General features: G+C 46.2%; 17 protein-coding genes and 1 pseudogene. 4 read left to right on the top strand and 14 right to left on the bottom strand.

The genetic code is table 11. The features are described from left to right. The 10 genes and pseudogenes from BZJ18_RS03755 to BZJ18_RS03695 form a co-directional block, all read right to left on the bottom strand. Positions 1–990, bottom strand: a 990-nt coding sequence (locus BZJ18_RS03755; RefSeq protein WP_077455394.1) for an IS256 family transposase, incomplete at its 3' end; no start/stop codon positions are given. A gap of 63 nt (positions 991–1,053) precedes the next feature. Beyond that, positions 1,054–1,188, bottom strand: a pseudogene (locus BZJ18_RS17765) (IS256 family transposase); the annotation flags it as partial. A 1,484-nt stretch (positions 1,189–2,672) separates the two neighbouring features. After that, the gene (locus BZJ18_RS03740) at positions 2,673–3,302 is read right to left on the bottom strand and encodes a hypothetical protein (RefSeq protein WP_077455391.1); all 630 of its coding nucleotides are present in this window, start codon (positions 3,300–3,302) and stop codon (positions 2,673–2,675) included. A 42-nt stretch (positions 3,303–3,344) separates the two neighbouring features. Then, the gene (locus BZJ18_RS03735; RefSeq protein ID WP_077455390.1) at positions 3,345–3,575 is read right to left on the bottom strand and encodes a hypothetical protein; all 231 of its coding nucleotides are present in this window, start codon (positions 3,573–3,575) and stop codon (positions 3,345–3,347) included. Between the two features lie 163 nt (positions 3,576–3,738). Beyond that, positions 3,739–6,267: an MIX and LysM peptidoglycan-binding domain-containing protein gene (locus tag BZJ18_RS03730; protein WP_077455389.1), complete on the bottom strand. Its 2,529-nt coding sequence runs from the start codon at positions 6,265–6,267 to the stop codon at positions 3,739–3,741. A gap of 326 nt (positions 6,268–6,593) precedes the next feature. Continuing rightward, positions 6,594–7,268, bottom strand: a complete 675-nt coding sequence (locus tag BZJ18_RS03725; RefSeq protein ID WP_077455388.1) for a YagK/YfjJ domain-containing protein — start codon at positions 7,266–7,268, stop codon at positions 6,594–6,596. A gap of 597 nt (positions 7,269–7,865) precedes the next feature. After that, the gene (locus BZJ18_RS03710) at positions 7,866–8,279 is read right to left on the bottom strand and encodes a hypothetical protein (RefSeq protein WP_077455385.1); all 414 of its coding nucleotides are present in this window, start codon (positions 8,277–8,279) and stop codon (positions 7,866–7,868) included. After that, positions 8,276–8,419, bottom strand: coding sequence for a helix-turn-helix transcriptional regulator (locus BZJ18_RS03705; RefSeq protein ID WP_241824907.1), 144 nt, complete (start codon positions 8,417–8,419; stop codon positions 8,276–8,278). Before BZJ18_RS03705 ends, BZJ18_RS03710 begins: the two co-directional genes overlap by 4 nt. A 199-nt stretch (positions 8,420–8,618) precedes the next feature. Continuing rightward, a complete protein-coding gene (locus BZJ18_RS03700) occupies positions 8,619–9,479 on the bottom strand; it encodes a hypothetical protein (RefSeq protein ID WP_077455383.1) in 861 nt (286 codons plus the stop codon). Positions 9,480–9,482: 3 nt separating this feature from the next. Further along, on the bottom strand, positions 9,483–10,781 hold the full coding sequence (locus BZJ18_RS03695) for a tyrosine-type recombinase/integrase (protein WP_077455382.1): 1,299 nt from the start codon (positions 10,779–10,781) through the stop codon (positions 9,483–9,485). A gap of 535 nt (positions 10,782–11,316) precedes the next feature. Between BZJ18_RS03695 and BZJ18_RS03690 the strand changes: the two genes are divergently transcribed. From BZJ18_RS03690 to BZJ18_RS03680, 3 genes are all read left to right on the top strand, one after another. Then, a complete protein-coding gene (locus BZJ18_RS03690) occupies positions 11,317–11,652 on the top strand; it encodes a helix-turn-helix domain-containing protein (RefSeq protein WP_077455397.1) in 336 nt (111 codons plus the stop codon). After that, on the top strand, positions 11,645–13,051 hold the full coding sequence (locus tag BZJ18_RS03685; RefSeq protein WP_077455381.1) for a HipA domain-containing protein: 1,407 nt from the start codon (positions 11,645–11,647) through the stop codon (positions 13,049–13,051). The genes BZJ18_RS03690 and BZJ18_RS03685 overlap by 8 nt, the downstream gene beginning before the upstream one ends. A 211-nt stretch (positions 13,052–13,262) precedes the next feature. Next, positions 13,263–14,621, top strand: coding sequence for a ferredoxin reductase family protein (locus tag BZJ18_RS03680; protein WP_077455380.1), 1,359 nt, complete (start codon positions 13,263–13,265; stop codon positions 14,619–14,621). Between the two features lie 442 nt (positions 14,622–15,063). Here the strand turns inward: BZJ18_RS03680 and BZJ18_RS03675 are convergent, their stop codons facing one another. The 3 genes from BZJ18_RS03675 to arcA all read right to left on the bottom strand — a co-directional run bounded on the left by BZJ18_RS03675 (position 15,064) and on the right by arcA (position 18,655). Next, the gene (locus BZJ18_RS03675) at positions 15,064–16,212 is read right to left on the bottom strand and encodes a DUF3103 family protein (protein WP_077455379.1); all 1,149 of its coding nucleotides are present in this window, start codon (positions 16,210–16,212) and stop codon (positions 15,064–15,066) included. A gap of 399 nt (positions 16,213–16,611) precedes the next feature. Continuing rightward, positions 16,612–17,238, bottom strand: coding sequence for an outer membrane protein (locus BZJ18_RS03670; protein WP_077455378.1), 627 nt, complete (start codon positions 17,236–17,238; stop codon positions 16,612–16,614). A 196-nt stretch (positions 17,239–17,434) separates the two neighbouring features. Next, a complete protein-coding gene (gene arcA, locus BZJ18_RS03665; RefSeq protein ID WP_077455377.1) occupies positions 17,435–18,655 on the bottom strand; it encodes an arginine deiminase in 1,221 nt (406 codons plus the stop codon). A 329-nt stretch (positions 18,656–18,984) separates the two neighbouring features. Between arcA and rraB the strand changes: the two genes are divergently transcribed. Beyond that, positions 18,985–19,368, top strand: coding sequence for a ribonuclease E inhibitor RraB (gene rraB, locus BZJ18_RS03660; RefSeq protein ID WP_077455376.1), 384 nt, complete (start codon positions 18,985–18,987; stop codon positions 19,366–19,368). Between the two features lie 50 nt (positions 19,369–19,418). Here rraB and BZJ18_RS03655 read toward each other — a convergent pair whose 3' ends face one another. Then, a complete protein-coding gene (locus BZJ18_RS03655; RefSeq protein WP_077455375.1) occupies positions 19,419–19,802 on the bottom strand; it encodes a DUF2061 domain-containing protein in 384 nt (127 codons plus the stop codon). Positions 19,803–20,000 lie beyond the last annotated feature (198 nt).

Here is a 20,000-nt window from a genome sequence, read left to right as displayed (position 1 = left end):
AATCGCTTTGCGGACCTGTTCTGGGTACTTGAAGTACACCGATAGATTTTCCCATTTGCTGCGCCACGACTTTATGACCAGTGGATATTGAGCACCCCATTTACTTTCCAGTTCATCTAACGCTTGCTCTGCGGCGTTTTGGGTCGTCGCGCGGTAAACGCACTTCAGATCGGACATAAAGGCTTTCTGATTCTTGCTAGCCACGTACTTCACGCTGTTGCGGATCTGATGGATGATGCAGAGCTGAACCTCCGTCTTGGGATAGACAGTTTCAATGGCTTCAGGGAAGCCCTTTAATCCATCGACCGAGGCAATAAGGATGTCTTTGACGCCACGGTTTTGTAGGTCTGTCAGTACATTTAACCAGTAACGGGCACCTTCACTTTCTGAGAGATAAAGGCCAAGTAATTCCTTTTTACCCTCGATATTCAGCCCTAAGATTGTGTACAGGGCTTTAGAGACAAAGCGGCCATTTTCTTTGATTTTGTAATGGATAGCATCTAGCCAGACGAAGGGGTAAACCGCCTCTAATTCGCGCTCTTGCCAGGCGCGTAGCTCAGGCACCAAACGGTCTGTAATGGCGTTTATCGTGCCATTGGACACTTCAGTCCCATACATYTCAAGAAGGTACTCACGAATGCTTTTGTAGCTATTCCCAAGTGCAAATAATGAGATGATATTACGCTCCATCTCATCGGTTAACCGAGTCTGATACTTCTTAACGGTCTGMGGCTCGAAAGAGCCGTTGCGATCACGGGGCGTGTCTAGTTCGAACGAGCCAGAAGCGGTTTTGATGGTTTTCTGAGAGACACCGTTTTTGCGGTTAGGCTGACCCTCTTTGGTCAGGTGCTCATCCATCTCAGCAGCCAAAGCAGCTTCGGTGATCTGTTTAATCAACGGCGTTAGCAGTCCATCTTTCCCGTTGAGGCCCTGTCCAGATTGCAGTGCCTTAGCAAAAGCTTGAATATCAATTTCGTATTTGTCGGACATTGATGTATCACTCCCTGTTGAGGGTTAACTATAGGAGTGACACAGACTTTTGAACACTACCNCCATCTCAGCAGCCAAAGCAGCTTCGGTGATCTGTTTAATCAACGGCGTTAGCAGTCCATCTTTCCCGTTGAGGCCCTGTCCAGATTGCAGTGCCTTAGCAAAAGCTTGAATATCAATTTCGTATTTGTCGGACATTGATGTATCACTCCCTGTTGAGGGTTAACTATAGGAGTGACACAGACTTTTGAACACTACCCATTGATGACATCGATACCATCCGCGAACGCCTACTTGAAAAAGGCTATCAACCCAATGGTTCAATGGCGCACGAAACTTACCGTAAGCGGATGTACTTCTATGATAAAGCCGGTTTTGAGTGGGAATTGGTCGCTTATTCATCCGACAAAGCGGAAGAAAGATATCTCTACGAGTAACGCACAAAGTCGCACTGCTCGCTTTCCCAGATAGAAACACACCGCGCCATATACAACGGGGCGGTGTATGTTTATCCCAGCTTTATTACATCATAGCTTTTTCTATAAGAGAGAGGCTAGGAACAAGAAACCATCCCCAGATTCCGATGCAGTTGACCCACATAAACAACCTAAACTTTTTAGATTTAGTTGTCACTCGATGTCTTATGAACGGGTAGGCTAGCCAGTAGCCAAATAATCTAGTCCCAATAGAATAGGACATTTGATAGTTCCATCTCATATAGCCTTTTTCGTCATAGTATTTATCTAGATTCTTGGCTAACTGCTTATCGATGAGAACAATTCTTTCAATGCTTCCTCGCGAGACCATTGCGCTCATAATTACTGCAGGAACAGACCATATGATCACATATGCAGCAAATATTCCTGTAATAATAGTATAAGCGTGCCCAAAAAAGTTATTCAAAGCCAATCCTCTACAAACTATTCACTCAGCTCTTTAAGGTCGATAACCTTTTCATAAAGGATATTCTGCAACCAAAGCTATCGATAAGCCTCATGTTACAGGAATGGCGGCTAAAGCCATTCCTACCCGAATTTACATGGCTATTTTTCATTAACCTAGGGCTACAATAATTTTGCTATAATCGTTATACATAATGTTAAAAAAAACAACCAAAATCCAATGCAATTCAACCACATAAATGCATTAAACTTCCAAGAATAAACTTTCGCCCTATAACGTATAAAAGGGTACTTTAAGCAATACACCATGAATCTTGTCAAGATATTATAAGACATCATATTCTGATAATCAGAGTGAAGTTTATCAACATCTTTTGCTAACTGTTTATCCATAAAAACAATGCGTTGAGGATCTCCTAAGCTCAATACGGCTCCCGATATGGCACCTACTACACACCAAATGACAAAGTACCAAAATATGACTATTGACAATAAGGCTAAAACTAATTTAAGAGTGATCATCAAAAACTTTCCTGAATGACTTAGAGTTGCTATTGCCCCCACTGATAAGCAATATAAATAATATCACCGACATTCTTTCCTATAGTAGCACCAGCGACACCACCTACAACAAAAGCCATTAGTAAACCCGACCTCAGCCGTATAGGGTTCAGGCTCACACCCGCTTAAGAGAATCCTTAGTAAAAGAGATAAAAGGGCTGTCCATTTAATCATTGCCGAATACCTGACGTTTGGGTTGGCATCAATTGACAGCTAGATCTATTCCGGAGAGTTTGCCTTTTCCAATTGTTGTGATGTCGCAGCGTCAGCTGAAGGAAAAGGAGTCGGAGAAGATTCGCCTTTGCCATCAAAGAGCACCACGACATCTCTCACTCCTTTAGGATCTTTAACTACCCAGCCATTCGGATCTGCACCAACCTTAGGTGTGCAGTTATCAAGTGTTATAGAGCAGTCTTTGGTATAAAACACTCGCACTCTTGGGCCATCGACGATAACTTGCATCGAGCCATAGTCACGATCGAGATTTTGGTAGTAATTATCCATTGTTTTCATTTTGGCTTCGGCATCATTTGGAATGGGTGTAGATATGCGGTGATAGGAGATTAAACCGCTACTCGGCTCTGGGTTACCTTTTGCCCACTCACCTTCGATGTAAGCGGGGGCATCTATTTTTCCTCCGCCTGAGTGGGCCCCAGGATAACCACCGACAGAACCCATAGCGAAGTTTGCTCGGCCTCCTGATATCGTTGTAATCGTCATTTTGGACACGATATGCCGACCGGTAGTACTGCCATTAGTAAAGCCAGCCTCAACGGTGTAAGGTTCGGGCTTGCAACCTAAAACAGCCACTGATAAGAGCAGTGGTAAAAATGCTTTCCATTTAGTCATTACCGAATACCTGGTGTTTCGAAAATGCATCCTTGAGTGCACTCAAAGCCCCCAGAAAAAAATGGAAAACACGATTAAACTGGTAAAAGTTACATTGCCAAGATAAACAATTGATTTATACCATGTGCTCCATGATCCAAAAATATCTAAGATGCTTTTTTTCCAGTTATTCACTTCTGACTCTGGAATGCGCCAAGCATATTTTAGCATTGCTTTTCCAAACCAATAAAACGGGAAGCAGCTTGCAGCAATCCAAGATAAGTTACTTTCCATCATCATCCTAGATCTTGTAGAAAATGAGTTCGGAGCAGATAGAGAGATTTTCAATATTAACTCATACTTCTTTTTTCTCAATTTCATGGATAGGTATACTATTACACCTATCCAAGGAAAGAATGATAGTAGAGAAATCATAATGCTAATTTCGGATACGAGCTTAATCAAAGACTATCTCCTCGACAAATAAACCTACTTGCTGAGATAAGTCACCACCATACATCCCCCAGAATAAAGAGCCTCCACCAACTAAAGCCATCGATAGCCCCCCAGTTACAGGGATTGCAGCTAGAGCAATGCCTACACCAATACCTCCCAATACGTTAAAAAAACCACTTGCAGTATTGTTTACTATATTTCTATTACAAGTATCCTCAAACCAACCACTACTGTTACATGTATTTACAACGTCAGCAGCGTTTCCATATAACCCTGCTCCAATTACGAGACCGTTAGCGATACCTAATGAGCGGCTGAATGACATCGTTTGTTTATACAATGCGGTCATTTCAATACCGGAAATTGCTTTAGAAAAGTCTCTTGCTCGGTAAAGTTGGCGCTTGCCGACATTTAGGTAGTTGTTGATACGTTTTGTCTGTATGTTTCTAATATATCCAGGTTTTCCGACCTCGGTAAGTATTAACTTCATGTCTTGTTGAAACGTGCGAGCTTGTTTTCTCCATGCTTTGTAGTCGGGGTGAGAGTATAGCTTGGGGCCTGACAGTCCTTCCGTTCGAGAAGCAACGTAACGAGAGTAGTCAGCAAAAGACTTCATCTTTTTGCTTATTTTATCACCTTGGACTTGAGCACCAGCGATCACGGCGCCAGAGCCAGCCAAAAGATGGTTTAGATCTAGCTCGGCCAGCATAGATGTGTTTGCGTCCTGCTGATGAATATCTAGGCCAGATGCCGCACTCATAAGTAGTGCATTCGTTGTTGTTTCGTGATGCTCTGCGAACCACTTTTTCTGTTCGCTTGAGAGAGTGAGAAATTCACTCATTAAGTCGTCTGCCTGTTTGATGGCAAACTCTTCATCTGGGTGTTGCTCAGACCAAGGTGATATGACTAGAGGCATACCTTCAATAATCTGGCTAAAGCTACGTTTCAAATGAGGGTTTGAATTAAGAACATGTTCGACTATATGCTTTTGGTTTGATAAATATGTTTCAAGCGCAAAATCGTCCACGCTCATTCGTTTATCAGCAAAAACAAGATACACATCATCAACGTCTTGAGGGGATAACTGAGTTAAATTGACCACAGAAATTTCTGCGTTAACCATATCGTCTCGATTTATTGGTTTAACAGATGTCCCCTGTAATATTCCATCAAACGTATAGTGGGTATTGGCCGCTAAGTTGTATGTTTTTGGTTCTTCTGGTGGTAAAGAGCGAGCTATTGATTTCTCTTCGCTTTTCGTGGCTGGCTGAATAACCGTTAGGCTATCACCCACGGCTAACGACATCGGTTCAGCGTGATAGTGTGGATTTAATTCCAACAGCTGCTTAGCGGACAAGCCATATTGAGCGGCAATAGCAGGCCATGATTCACGCTGGCGGGTAGTCGGATCAAACTTAACGGTATGGGTTAATGGTTGCGCTGAGTCACGAGTTTTATCGCTATCCGACTCTGCCGGTGAGTCGTCTCGATTCGCAACGGCTTGCTTAGGGGCGGCGAGCAAATCGCTGATAGATAGCTTTACGCCGTTTTCTGCTAGCCATTCATCATCTAAATTATCGAGCTCTTCACGAGTAATGGCTTCTTTAAGATAGACGAGGTGTTGATCTTCGACGTTTTTACCACCTAACTTCCAGTAAACCAAAATAGCACTCTGGTGCTTGTTAAGGCCTTGGTCATGATTGAGTTTTTCATGGGTAGAGCGCGTGGCATAAAACTGCCACTTGCCATTGCCTAACAGCTTATATTCTTGAACAAGGCGCTTTTGGTTGAAGTGATAATAATATCCCTCTGTGGGTAAACCGAGTCGTTCACCTAACTGAATAGAGGGTGTCACCGGAATGAAGGCCTCTCGGACCACAGCGGAGCCTTCAGGCTTCATCACTACGTGGTCAGGAACACTCACWCCCATGGTGTCGGCAGAGATTTTAGCCACTAGYTTTTTAGGCTCATCAAATGCGGCGTAAGCGGTGTACTTAGTACCGTGTTCGGTAGGCTTAGTTTGCCACTGGCCAATTGTGCCTTCTTGCTCAGTTTTCGCTAATTGGAAAGTACAGCCTACGGCCTTACGAAACGTGTCGTCAGAGGCTGCAATCTCAAAGCAGTACTCATATTTCAAGGCTGGCGGCACGTCTGAACGGTCAGGCTTTACTGGCTCAGGGACATAGGTATCTTCGATACTTGTTGTCGCAGATTGCGAGCTATTACTCGCGCTACGCGAACCACTCGCTCCCGCTGCAACATTCCCAGATTGGTTCGCTCTAGCAGAAAGAGCTGATTGGGCTTGTGGCGAAAGCGTTGTGCTAGTGCTCGGAGCAACGGACCATATCTTGTTAACGCTATCATGCACCATCGCTGATTGTTTCGGCGCATCGGTCAGTAATACATATTCACCGCTATCAAGCTTTTCCTTAAACTGAGAAAAGCTCACGCCATCAGGGATGATACTGCTGACATCGCGCTCGGTCAGCGAGCTGATATCGCCCTCTACTTGACTAAACTCATACGCCATAAGTTCGGTCAATCGCACTAATTTGTAAGCCACCTTTCTGTCCGCCAGTAAATGATCATGACGCAGCATTCTACGCAACAGGCCAGAAATATGGATAGGGTTGTTGTCATCGTTAGGTTAACTCTGACCAAATCGTGAAGTGGCTCCAATAGATTATTGAACGAACCTTTAATAATCAGCGAACGTTACGGCGCATACACATGTAAGCGATTCTAATCACGCACTCAGCCACAATGAATGTGGAGAGGCGTTAGCAGAGCTCGCCTTGTCTGCAACTGCGCACTTTCCCCCTTCAAAACTGCGCAGTGTTTTGCGCACTTTTTGACTCACGGCCCGCGCCCCACAAAGGTTAGCGACGCAAAGATGTCATCGGTGTTCGGTTTTTCTTTTTTGTCTACAAGTACGCAATTCTTCGGTTTGAATTTAACCCGGCTGATACCATAACGTTTAGCCTGGTCGGGCCTATACCGTTTCCCTTTGTCGTTGGCTTTGCCGCGTACTTTAGCGAGATAAGAGAGCCAGTAGATGATCTCAGCTTTGGCGTGTAAGTCTCCTCTGGGTAGCACTTTGAAACCGCATCCTTGTACATGGCCTCCTTCAAAGGCAGCCCAGTAACCGTCAATGGTGGTTTGAATGGTATGGAAGTGATTCACTTTTGAGCCATCCAAAAAGAGCACACAATGGTAATGCTGTTGTTTAGCCTTTTCATGCTCTCTCACCCATAGATAGCCCATGTTAGGGGTTTTGTAGCGCCGCTTTAATGCTTGCACCACCAGCGAGAACAAGCGACTCACCGTTGTACTATTGTCTGTGTATTCGGTTAGGTGCAAATCAAAACGAAAACAGAACACTCTCGCGTAGAGAGATTCCATCGCCTCCAACTGGTTTACCAAACGCTGGAGAATGTCGGTGTAGAGTGGCGATAAATCTGGCCCTGTATTCACTTCCCAGCAGCGACCGTCTTTGGTTTTAAAAAATCCCGTGTTAGTGGAGTAAGCCAATGCCTGAGGCCCTTTTCATTACGGTTTGCGGTTTCAACAATACTCGTCACGCTATCGAAATTCTGACCAACCAAAATGTATTGCCCTGACTTCTCTTATCCGTGAGTGGGAGATGGCGGGAGATATTAATAAAACCCGACTCGATTTCGATATTTGAGTAAGTAATCACTATCAACTTGATATCAATTCCACCAAGCCACTCGTAGTAACCCACATCTTCGGCAAAAGCAGAAAAGCGCTTAAAAAACCTTAAAAACATATCTCACCTCATCTCACGCTTTTTAAATCAAAGAGTTAGGCGATAGTGGTCACTTACTTGTGTCATTAAAAATAAAAATGGCTGCCAACACTGACAGCCACTGGTTTGGATAACTTGCTACTATCGACGGCGCAGAAGAATATCGTCTCGACTGGCCTGCAAGTGACGTTTAGCCGTTGTAGCGAGTTCCTGGAGTGCCCATATAACTCCTTTACAATGTTGGTTATCAACCTCCTCAAAATGAGCAGTGCCAAGTACAACAGTAAGGCTTTCTAGCTGGCATAAGGCCTTATCTGCCAGTTCAGCGTGATCAACGGGATGCTTGGTTATACTCGTCATTATGCTACCTCGCCTAACGCTTGCGGCTCCGGCTGAAAAGCGGCTAGCAGCGCATTGCAGTCACGCCTTGATAGGGGCTCTGCTCCTCGTTTGGTTCGCCAGCTATTGAGCAAATCAATCGCACTTTTTGCCGCATCGAGATCAGCCAGCCAGTAGCGTTTAAACATGGCCTTGTAGCCGTGCACACTGGTAAACGGTGCGGGTTGATCGGCGATACGCACACCATGACGAATGCGGAGAAGACTCATATCCGTCGGTAACGTAATACTCCAAAACTTACCAGCTTCGTCCAGCCAATTGGCATGGGTAAGATCTCGGATATTCACATCTAGCGGATGTAGGCCAGCTCTACCACGGCGTAAAAGCTCTAATAGGCACAGTTCGGCTTTGCTTGGTGCTGGGAGTTTGCTCATTGTTGCCACTCCCCATTTAGCCACGCCTGATAGTCTGCTTCGCGCCAGCCAATGGTACGTCCGTTGATTTGAATTGGGGCAGGGAAAGACTTCTCCTTGCGCCACCAGCGCCAGAGGGTTTTTCTATTTCTCCCAACCATAGACTCCATTGCATTAGGAGCAATAATCACTTCATGCCTCATCACTTCACCTTTGGGTTACTCTTGGAATTGATGAGCCCATTAGAAACTGTGTGAGACTTGCAGTATCGACGATAGCGTTAATGTCTAAGACATTAACGCTGGTGAAGTAGATTTCTAAAAGTGTTACAAAGGGGAGATGATAGCCTAAGCTATTGTTTTACTTTGCGCCAAGCCATCTGGCGACACTTCGCGCTACATCTGTGTCTTTTCCAATGTTTCGTCTTGCTTCTTCAAACTGAGGAATTTCTAAAAGTAGCGCTTCTGCCATTTTGTGAGGGTTTTCAATCTCGTCAACGCCAAGAAGCTTCTTTGCCAGCTCTCGGATAATTAACTTTTGCGGAGCGCTAACTCTAGAGGAGGCAGTCACTTGTTTTTCTTTTTCTTTGGCTGCCATCTCTGCAGCTATATCTGAGTCATTGTATCGGTTTGGGAGAGGAGCTAAGCCATGTATTGCTTTATGCAGCTTATCTAGGTCTGATTTCATCACTACCAGTCTGTTTTTCAGGTCCGGCACTTGGATGCCCACTAACTCTGCATTTTTCAGCCCCCCTTCGTAGCCAACATGCTCTGTTTTGCTACTGCTTATTAAGTTGGGCCCTGCGATCTCCCTCGTGTCATCATCTGCCTCTATCCACACCCCATCAGCGACAGCATCATAGACGACCATTGGATTCAGTAGGCTTTCATCGATTTCCATCGGGCCAAGTCCAATCACATGTCCCACATCCATCTGAAAATTCTCACCTTCTTCTGGTTCGTAGACTTTGGATAGTTCTTCTTCAAATTTCATGTTGATTATAGTTTCCTCGTCTTCTTCACCATAAAGAAAACTAGGTTTAACGAACGCTTTGCAAGGCTCTTCATTGAGAACCGCACATAGCTTTATCGCTCCGATTTCACGCCAGTGATAGATGTCCTCTACCTCACAACCTAACAACCTCGCCGCTCGTGCCACTGAGCAGTATTCAAGAGGCAATAAGGGGGGTAACTGGGTACCTGTTTCTTTCTGTGATGACATGGCTTAATCTCTCCCTGCAAATGCTACTACATTGGTGACAGTGGTGTTTTCGTTCAGTCGTTGCTCCCATGATTCCAAAGCCCTTCGTTTCTCAGGCAGGTATTCATAGCGGTCATAGTGTTTGCTAGATACGTCATTTAGCGCATGGTTCTGAATGCGGTCTCGGAGTGATTTAGAAATGCCAATCTCGCCCATCAGGGTTTTACAGGTGCGGCGAATGTCACGGGGGATGAAGGACGAAACAAAAGGCGTTGCGTCTCGGTATCGGGTAACTGCCTGAGAGAGCGAATCCAGTCGAATATGCTCATTACGGTTTAAGCGGTGTGGAAAGATAAAGTCAGAGTCTTGGTTTACCTCGCGCAGTTGGCGAAGAATCGTCAGCGCAGATTTAGTCAAAGGAATGATGTGCTCTCGCTTATTTTTAGACAAATCACGACTTACCAATAGTGACTTTTGTTCCCAATCTATGGCCTCCCACTTAGAAGCCGCCAGTTCATAAGGTCGCTGTCCTCCGGTATAGAGGCAAAGTAAAATCAGGCACCGGATGGTATCGCCCATCTTAAACCGCTCATATTCCCCTTTTAGGTCAGCGATTAGCTGGATCACTTCGCCCATTTTCAGGTAGTGATTACCCACACGCTCTGCATCTTTCTGTTTGGGGATGGCCGTCATCGGGTTAAACACTAAGCCAAACTTAGCTTCATCAATGAAGTTAGCAGGATCGTTATCGTGTTTTAGCCCATAGTTAAACGCTGCCATTAGATAGCTGCGTACACGATTGGACTGAGTTTTCGCTCCACGCCTTATCATTTCCGCCAACACCAGTTTTAACTCGTGTGTGGTTACATCCTTGGCTTTCGTAGCAGGTGGTATAACCGGATACACTTCCTTCTCAAGAGATGCCAGAACGGCTTTGTGAGTGCGCTTACCGTCCCTTACCATTTGCGCGACATAGGCTTCAAACAATTGCTGTATAGACCCCTTCCTTGCTTCCTCGCGCTTTGCGTTTTCTTGGTCACGCTTTTTCGTCTCTATGTGCTCTTTCGGATCAATCCCCTGAATAAGCAAGTCACCCAGCTCTTTCTGTTTGGCTCTTGCATCATTCAGTGACAGAGCCGGGAACTGGCCTAACGTAATGAAGTTCGCTTTGCGGCCCACAAAGTAACGAAACACAAAACGTTTACTGCCTTTTGGGGTCACTTGTACTGCCAGCTTGCCCGTTCCGCGCTCACTATTGCTGTCCCACTCATAGTAGGGTTTAGCTTTGGGTTTTAGTCCACGAATGGCACTTACCGTTAACATCGCACACTTCCTCACTCAAAGATTCTCTTGTTTGACTACAGCGATTTTTAGTCAAACACTTAGTCAAACAAGAGCGTACCTGAACGAGACTATACGAGAAAAGATGAGTTGAAGAAATGTTTTTAACTCTCTGAATTAAAACATAAATAAACTAATTTGAGATGATGTGAGATTTTATCGAAAACAGTCATATCACGACTCATAATCGATTGGTCCCCAGTTCAAGTCTGGGAGGGGCCACCAGATTCTAGAAGGTTAGTAAGCGTAGTGTTTACTAACCTTTTTTTGTACCTGACGATTTTGGGTCAGGTAAGCCCCGATCACGCACTCTTCTCTGTCTGTTGCCAAATGTGTCCTTTTGGCAAATAAATCTCTCCCATAGCGCACAAAGATAGATTGAACTCGCAAACCAATCATAAGTAACTTAAATTGCACTTATAGGTGATTTCGTATACATTTATCGCAAAAGTGAGTTATAGTGAACTTATGTGGTGAGGCGAACTTAAAAGTAACAAAAGTACATTTAAAGGCACTTATGAAAAAAGGCAAGATGGTAAAGGCACAACCTATGCCTGATTTGAATACTGAGTTCAGTATGGAAACGCTGGGGAGCGCTATTCGCTCAAAGCGCACGGATAGAGGCTGGCGTATTGATGATCTCGCTTCAAAAGCCAACTTATCTCGTAGAACAGTCATGAAGATAGAAAAAGGCGATACCAGTGTCACCTTTGCCAATGTACTTGTCCTCATGGATATCTTAGGGCTGTCGTTACGCCTTATCGACTTAAACCTATTTGCTCGTCCACATAGCCAAATAACCTCCCAAGCTGAAAACAGCGTGATAAGCACTGAGGACGGTTGGTATGAGTAAGTTACAACAGTTAGACGTGTTTATCGGTACGAATACCAAAATTGGTCGTTTGATTCTGCCCGTCGGAACAGAAACAGAGTTCTCATTCATCTATGAAGATGAATGGAAACACACGGGGTTCCCGATTTCACCACACATCCCTTTTGATGATCAGGCTTCGCCACGTAGTATCGAGAACTATCTTAGAAACCTTCTTCCTGAAGGAGAAGCCTTTGAGGAAATGATACAAAACACCACCATCTCCAAAAGCAACACGTTCGGACTAATTCGTAAGCTTGGTGCGGAAACATCTGGTGCATTATCTTTTCGAGTGCCAGGTTCGGAGCCTCAAGAAACCAGCTTTAGACCTGTACCTAATGAGGAGTTGGTAGACCGATTAGAGCGTAACTTAGCGCCATTGGTTTATTGGGATGGCAAGGTTCGCCTTTCGGTTGCAGGTGTGCAAAATAAGTTAAACGTACTTAAGCGCGGCGATGAATGGGGGTTTGGGGAAGGCAAATTAAGTTCAAACTACATTCTGAAGTTTGAAAGCGGTAAAGCACCGTGTATTGCTGTTAATGAGTTCTTCTGCATGACATTAGCCAAGCTAGCTGGTTTGGACGTCGCTAATGTTGAGTTAACTCGCATTGGGAAGACGAGGACACTGAGCATAGAGCGGTTCGATCGAGCCTATATCGCGACTCGTGATGTCGTTCAACGAAAGCATGTGATTGATGGTTGTCAGGCAACTGACTTACCTCCAGGCTACAAATACGAGCGTCAGAATGGGGATGAAGGCGATGGCGTGTATATGCGTGATGGCGTTTCTTTCCCGCGTCTACTGAGCGTCAAAACCATAGACACGGTAACCACCAATCTAAAACTTACCCAATGGATGCTCTTTAATCTCGCAACGCTAAACTATGACGCTCATGGTAAAAATATTAGCTTCTTCGTCACCCCTAAAGGCCTAGAGCTGACCCCTTTTTATGACTTAGTGAACATAGAAGCCATTGCTCAAGAGGGAGCAAAGCGCAATTCGCGAAGCGGTAAGTTGTCTGCTGATGAGGGGCGGGCCGCCAGTATCCCTCAATATTTTGCAATGTCGATTGGCGATTGGAAAAGTGAAGACTTTCAAAATCCGCCGAAAGGCAACTTCCAACGTCCAATCACCAGCTATGATTTAGCTGAGTTCGGTGCTCTGCTCGGTTATTCAGGCACCAAAATGGCTTCCATAACGGTAGAAACCGTTGGTGCTATAAAAAATGCCCTGAAGGAAGCGGTTGACCTTACCGAAGCTCAAGGAATCGACGATGGGGAACGTGAACACATAGAGCTATGTGCGTCACTCATCCAAACAGAGTGTGCATACTTGCTAACGCAAGCCGACAGTGTTCCTGAAATGAGTGAGCTTCTTTAATGGCGAATGCAGAGTAACCAAACTCGACAAGTGCGGCTTGATGATTTTGTAACGACTTCTGTTCAGGGGTCGAGCTCAGTATGCATTCCCACGCGGGAGCGTGGGAACGAGTAAAGGTGTTTGGGTAAACGTCATTTGCACAACTTTACGCTTGTTGACCGCAACATACATTCCAAGCAGTAGAGTATAGGCTCAACTAGGAGCCAAGACCATGAAAAAACGCTATCTCACCGTTGTTACACTCGTCGTAACTTGTACGCTAATTTGGCTGCAAGCTGAGCAAAATCTATTTAATTACGACCAATTTATGCAGTGGCGTAGTGCCCTCATTCAAGGTACTGGTATTGCCTCTCTGTTATTGTTAACCCTGACGATGTTATTGGCTCTACGTTTGCCAATTATCGACCGACTCACAGCCGGATTAGATAAGTCCTACCGCTTGCACAAATGGGTCGCCATCTACGGTGTAATCCTCGGTGCGGTACATTGGCTGCTGGCTATCGTGCCGAAAAAACTGGTCCAATATGGTGTGCTAGAGCGTGGCAGTCATTCTCGACCACAGCTCGAAGCTGAATCATTCCAAGCGATGGTGATGGGCTTACGTGGCGGAGCTGAATCAATAGGCGAAATGGCGCTGTATACTTTTATTGCTTTGACACTGATTGCGCTATTTGCCCCCATTCAGTACAAACGCTTTAAGCTAACGCACAAGGCAATGGCGGTCGCGTTTGTGGTGATCGCTTATCACGCCGTCGTGTTATTAAAGCCTGCCTACTGGGGGAGCTCAATCACCCCAATCGTGCTGTTACTGGCGTTGGTTGGTATTGCCTGCGCAGTCTGGAGCCTACTTGGCAAAGTCGGCAAAAAGCGCCGCTATCAAGGTCGCGTTGAAGCACTACAATTAGATGCAGCAAATCAAACTCAGACATTACGCCTAAATGTACCTAACTGGCGTGGACACAACGCGGGGCAGTTTGCCTTCCTTAAAGTAAAAGGCGAAGAGGCACATCCGTTTACCATTAGCTCAATCAACGCCAACCCCTATATTGCGTTCACCATTAAGGGTCTGGGTGATTTCACCACTAACCTCAGCCAATACGTTGCCGTCGGTGACGATATTGAAATTGAAGGTCCTTATGGCCATTTCGAGTTTGATGATGACAAGCAACAAGTATGGATAGCAGGCGGCATTGGTATTGCGGCGTTTAAAGCGCGCTTGCAACAACTCGCTATCAATAATGCCAAGCAAGATGATGTCGAGTACCGTGAAGGAAAGCCCGTACATTTATATTACTGCACCCAAGCACCATCACCTGACTTGGTGACAGAATTGGAGCATCTCGCTAAACAAGCCAACGTGCATTTTCATCTTATCGACAATCGCACTATGCGTTTTTTGACCATTGATAAAATCAAAAGCCAGCTTTTCGGTGGCACTTCAGGCTCACTCGATAACCTGAGTTTTTGGTTCTGCGGTCCGACTGGGTTTAGCCAAGCTCTCAAAAAGCAGTTAAAACAACAACGCTTTGACTTGAACGGTTTTCATAGCGAACTATTTAACTTCCGTTAATCTCGCCAGTAAAGAGACACAAAAAAGGAGCTCAATTGGGATCCTATCACTAGTGTTCTTTGCATTTGCCTATATAACGCGCATAAAAGTGTTGAAAGCTGCATTTTTACGCGCATTTTTGTGTAATAAAAAGTCAGTTAGATAGGCACTTAAACGAGGGTAGCTTGATGAAACGATCACTTCTTTTATAGCGCTTTCCAAGTATGGCGGGGTCCGTGCGTGTAAGAACAGTGATCCGTTCAGCAGAATCAGAGTAACCAAACTCGACAAGTTCGGCTTGATAATTTTGTAACGATTTCAGTTCATGGTTCAAAATCCGTATGCATTCCCACGCAGGAGCGTGGGAACGAGTAATAGAGATCCAGGGCAGTAAAGTCACAGTGAAAAAACGCAGCCCCACGGCTGCGTTTTGTCTATCTAGCTCAATGAAACCAAGCCTGTGTTATTGAGTCGGCTCGATAGTCAGTGGCTCCCAGGTCGCGATGGCATTGCCGCCGGCGCCGTATTGATCTGGGTATGCGCGGCCTTTAAGCAGGGTGTAGTATACGTCGACAAAGTCATCATCGTTGGTGAGCCAGCCATCGGGGATGGCCTCGATGATTTTGCCGGTGATTTGCGTGACCACGCCATAGGCTTGCACTTCTAAATCAGGGATTGCTGCAATGATATCGCTAGCAATTTCGTTGAGTTTAAGCGCCAGCTCTTTGTAGTTGGTGCCGTCGTCTTGCTCCATTAAGATCACGTCTGCCGCGCCCCAGCGATAACGATCCCAATGGATCATCACTTGGTTGGGGTAATAGGTGGTTTTGTCGTAATCCAAATAAGGCATATCCACAATGTCGAGCGTCGGTTCGTCACGACTTGGGTTCACACCGGTCACAATGGCATACACTTCCGCCGCACCTGAGATCCAAGGTTCTTTGTCATCTTCAAGACGAATCGTTTTTAGCACCGTGGTGTCAATGGGTTGGGCTGGGGCTTGTGCCATCATGCGTGCACTTCGGCGCATCTGTGGTGCTGGGTTCTGCTCCGCCAAGGTGCGGCGCATCACTTCTAGGCCAGCTTTAAGTGAGGCTTTGCCATTGGTGTCGACCACTAAAACAGGACGGTCTGGCATTTGGTGGACGTCGAGCCAGTGGGTGTTGCCCTCAGTGTCAAAGGCCTCAATCTGGGTCCAGCTTTTTTCATCACCGGCCGGCTCAAAGGCAAACAAGGGCGCTTGGCCGGCTTGCCAGCGTGCGAGCATGCTTGGGTCGGCCAAGCGAACTTCGAGCAATTGGTCAGCCACTTCTTCGACGCCTTGCGCTTCACGCAATGCACGGTCGGCGCTGTATAGCTGCGAGTCAATGCTGCGTTTACTGCGCGCGCTACGCGTTTGGGGCTCGGTAAGTGATGAGAGTGACGCGCTTAAGCTGTAGCTGTTAATGCTACGGTGCAAGGTCGGCGCAATCAGCTCGTACTGTTGGCTCAGTTGTTTGGCGGTATCGCGCTTGATCGTAACCACTTGGTGATCGACATTGCCGGCAAAAGCAGGAGCAAGAACTTGAGTAAGACCGGCAAATAGCAGCGAAATCAGTGTTTTTTTATTCATCGCATGTCCTTTTTGTTGTGTTCCAACTGACGTTAGCGAGGCTAACGCTTTGTATCTTGCGATGCTTGTCTTCAAACATGCTATCCCAAATAAAAAGGGCTGTGAGTACAGTTCACAAAAAACATGAAACTCTAATGCGAAATTAGTAATTTTTGGCAGTAGAGTAAACACTCAATACAAAAAAGGAATGATAAAAGTGGGGTTTTTGTCTGGATGTTAAAAGCGAAGTGGTGATAATAACGTACTGTATTATTGAGTAATTCAATAGTTATTGGGTGATAAATCTGGCCAAAAATAAATGTCAGAAATGAGAAGGCACGCTGAGCGTAAACATGATGGTAGACGGTAAAACAGTAAGCGGTGGCCGAAGCAATCGGCCACCGTCTCGGCGCGAAAAGCTTAGAAGGTGTAATTCACACCCACAAAGGCTTGATGAGCATCATCAAACGTAATGCGCTTCTCAAACAGGTACTTGTCGTCATTTTCGAATTTTTCGTAGCGGTAGCCAAGCTCGAGGCTTAAATGATCAGTAAATTCGTGACCGATAGTAGCGCTGATCCCTGATGTTAGGCCGGAAAAATCAAGCCGTCCTTTGACTGTGTCATATTCATCACTGATCGAGTAGTTCAGTTCATTTTTGTAGTGACCGACACGGCCCCCAATGGTGAGATAGTTCCTAGGCAGAAAGCGATATAAATAATCGACGCCAATACCATATTGGTAGCCTTCGTTGCTCATGGTAAATTTGGTACCAGCGCCTAAGAGGTTGTAACAATCGAATTCAGTTGTACCGTTACCTTGAAAATAACCATAAACACGTAAGTGTTCACCAAATTGGCTGCCGATTTTAAGTGTCGTCATGTAAGCATCATCAATACTATCTATCTGTTCTTTGATGAATTTGCTTGAAGAGTCGCTGCCATAACGTAGTTCGCCGATTTCAGCGCCAATATAAAGTTGATCTGCAAAGCTTGGTGTTGCGGCGATGGCGGCTAATAGTGCAATTAGAGAAAGGGGGTTTTTCATAATTAGCTTCTTTCGTAAAAGTTAGTTTTTTATTTTCCCTCCGTTGGATGTTTACGACTGATTAAAATTTAATCCCTGTCAAGGAGGCGGGATTCTATGGCGATTTGTCGCTTTGCGCAACATATTTTTTCTATCTTTGTTAACTTCTTGTTTTTAGCCGCCGACGAGGCAGCGGCTAAACTGAAATCGGCGAGAGTTAGATACCGTCGCGTTCAAGCGGGCAGCTCATGCAGCGCGCGCCGCCGCGACCTCGTCCGAGCTGATCTCCGGGCACAGATAATACCTTGATACCGGCTTTATCATACTTTTCATTGGTGTACGTATTGCCTTCGTAGCCAATGACAACGCCAGGACGTACGGTTAGCACGTTGTTGGCGTCGTTCCATTGCTCACGCTCGGCCGCGTAGCTATCACCACCGGTGGTAATGATATTGAGTGGGCCGACATCCAGCGCTTTTTCAATCGCAGTGAGGTAGCAAGATTGCGCTTCCACGTTCAGGCTATCTTCCCCTTTGCGGGTTAAGCGCCAGCATGGCAAATCAGGACGCATCACGGTGGGGTAGACCGAGAAGGTATGCACATCCATATGGGTCATTACGGTATCAAGGTGCATACAAGAGCGGCTTTTTGGCAGTTGTACCGCAATCACTTCTTTGGCTTGTCCACTAAACAGCAGGCTTCGCGCCAATTGTTCAACCCCTTGAGGCGTGGTGCGCTCCGACATGCCAATTAAGACGGCGCCGCGGCCAATCACTAATACATCGCCGCCTTCAATCATGGCGTTGTCGTAATCACGCACTTCATCACCGAGGTAATTAATAAACTGGCTTTCTGCAAATTCGGGATGCCAGCGATAAATGGCGCGCAGGTGATTGGTTTCACGTTGGCGCGCAGATTTTGCCATTGGATTGAGTGAGACACCGCCATATACCCAGCAGGACGTATCTCGGGTAAATAAGTGGTTCGGTAGCGGCTCAATCACGAAATCGGTTTTCTCGTGCATCGCTTGCATCATTGAGGATGATTGCACGGGCAAATCAATGTAGCTTAATCCGCCGAGTAAAATGTCGGCGAGTGCATTGTGATCGATATCGGCCATGTAGGCGCGCACGTCGTTGGCAAATTGGTAGCCGAGGCGGTATTGGTTGAGTTGGGTGTCGAGTAGCCATTGTTTTGCTTCTGGCACGGCGAGGGTTTCAACCAGCAAATCATGAAGCAAATAAACCTGCACCCCTTCGTTGGTTAAGGTGCGGGCGAACATATCATGCTCTTCTCCGGCTCGTTCCACCGCCAGAACATCATCAAATAACAGCTCATGGCAGTTCGATGGCGTCAGGTGGTTTAACGCTCGTTCAGGGCGGTGAAGCAATACCCGCTTCAGTTGCCCAACTTCTGATCCAACGTAAAACTCACTCATGGTAGGTCCTCTTTTTCCTTTCTACGGGCCAGGCAATGAGACAGACTACATCGCCTTACACACGTCATTGTGTGTCACCAGTGGTGCGGGGAGTGCAGGTCTTGCTCGAGGGACGGGCGTGTCTCATGTCCTCCTTGGATGGTCGAATAATGACAACCTTCTGAAAGCAGGTCAATGTTACAATTCACTAACAATCCCAGCGAACTAGCAAGGTCACAGAAAATTCATCAACTTGGCGACTTTCTGGTCAGTTTGCCTTTTTATCAACGTGGCATTTTTTGCTAAACCGTGCCATATTGCGCCCCACATTCACTATTTGGAGTCGCGGCATGTCACTGGCAGAAATGATTCAAGAGCAACAAGAAGATACTCGCATGATTATTGAGGAGCTTCTGGCGGATGGAAGCGATCCGGATGCGCTTTACACCATTGAGCATCACCTATCGGCTGCCACGTTTGCTGAGTTAGAAGATGCCGCTGTTGAGGCGTTTAAACTGGGCTTTGAAGTGGCGGAAGCCGAAGAGCTAGAGCTGGAAGAGGGCGGAACCATCGTCTGCTTTGATGCGGTGATGGAAACGGCACTCAATGCCGAGCGTATTGATGAGCAAGTCGAAAAGCTAATGACGCTTGCTGAAAAACACGATATCGATTACGACGGCTGGGGCACGTACTTTGAGTCGGGTGAAGACGAAGACGGCGACGACAACGAATAAGTCGGCCATCCATCCTGTTTTAAAAGCCACGATATATCGTGGCTTTTTATTTAATGATGATGCCCCACATGAAGCGGTGCGGGGTTTACCGTATGACGACGCTGCCATACCTTTTCGTGGAAGAAGTAGGCAAGGGTGTTGATGCTTGGCTCAACCAGTGCCAGTGCGCCACCGACCAACCAATCGCCACTGATCACATAGCCCACTAAGAAGGCAACGTTAAAGTGCACCACCGCAAAGCTGGCGGTTTTCACCACGGGACGTGCGCGGCGGCTCAGTTGCCAGAGCTTTTCATGAAGATAAAACGCGCCGGTATTGACGGTGGGCTCTGTCATCGCAATCAAGCTACCGATGATGATATCGCCCGTCAGCACATAGGCCACGGTAAAGGCGATAGAAAAGTGGATAGCGGCAAAGCTTAATGTCTTCTTCATGGTGTAGCTCCTTCGCGGCAACACGCGTTTAATCAACACTGACAGTATGTCGTGTCTGTGTCGATAAATAAAAACGGTTCTCACTATCTTTTAGATAGGGCGGAGCTATCAAGTGTGGTGGGTTTTGGCTGCGGCGTGCTGAGTTGCGGATGGGAGAGAATAAAAAAACCACGCCAGATGGCGTGGTTTATTGCGAAG

The organism is Salinivibrio sp. IB872, assembly GCF_001995345.1.
GTDB classification, from domain to species: domain Bacteria; phylum Pseudomonadota; class Gammaproteobacteria; order Enterobacterales; family Vibrionaceae; genus Salinivibrio; species Salinivibrio proteolyticus.
The sequence above is the reverse complement of the archived record's forward strand: the minus strand, read 5'-3'. Positions and strand labels throughout refer to the sequence as shown.

Coding starts and splice junctions, on each gene's coding strand:
- BZJ18_RS03740 (WP_077455391.1), bottom strand. CDS start 3,302: ATGACTAAATGGAAAGCATTTTTACCACTGCTCTTATCAGTGGCTGTT.
- BZJ18_RS03735 (WP_077455390.1), bottom strand. CDS start 3,575: ATGGAAAGTAACTTATCTTGGATTGCTGCAAGCTGCTTCCCGTTTTAT.
- BZJ18_RS03710 (WP_077455385.1), bottom strand. CDS start 8,279: ATGAGCAAACTCCCAGCACCAAGCAAAGCCGAACTGTGCCTATTAGAG.
- BZJ18_RS03705 (WP_241824907.1), bottom strand. CDS start 8,419: ATGGTTGGGAGAAATAGAAAAACCCTCTGGCGCTGGTGGCGCAAGGAG.
- BZJ18_RS03700 (WP_077455383.1), bottom strand. CDS start 9,479: ATGTCATCACAGAAAGAAACAGGTACCCAGTTACCCCCCTTATTGCCT.
- BZJ18_RS03695 (WP_077455382.1), bottom strand. CDS start 10,781: ATGTTAACGGTAAGTGCCATTCGTGGACTAAAACCCAAAGCTAAACCC.
- BZJ18_RS03690 (WP_077455397.1), top strand. CDS start 11,317: ATGAAAAAAGGCAAGATGGTAAAGGCACAACCTATGCCTGATTTGAAT.
- BZJ18_RS03685 (WP_077455381.1), top strand. CDS start 11,645: ATGAGTAAGTTACAACAGTTAGACGTGTTTATCGGTACGAATACCAAA.
- BZJ18_RS03680 (WP_077455380.1), top strand. CDS start 13,263: ATGAAAAAACGCTATCTCACCGTTGTTACACTCGTCGTAACTTGTACG.
- BZJ18_RS03675 (WP_077455379.1), bottom strand. CDS start 16,212: ATGAATAAAAAAACACTGATTTCGCTGCTATTTGCCGGTCTTACTCAA.
- BZJ18_RS03670 (WP_077455378.1), bottom strand. CDS start 17,238: ATGAAAAACCCCCTTTCTCTAATTGCACTATTAGCCGCCATCGCCGCA.
- arcA (WP_077455377.1), bottom strand. CDS start 18,655: ATGAGTGAGTTTTACGTTGGATCAGAAGTTGGGCAACTGAAGCGGGTA.
- rraB (WP_077455376.1), top strand. CDS start 18,985: ATGTCACTGGCAGAAATGATTCAAGAGCAACAAGAAGATACTCGCATG.
- BZJ18_RS03655 (WP_077455375.1), bottom strand. CDS start 19,802: ATGAAGAAGACATTAAGCTTTGCCGCTATCCACTTTTCTATCGCCTTT.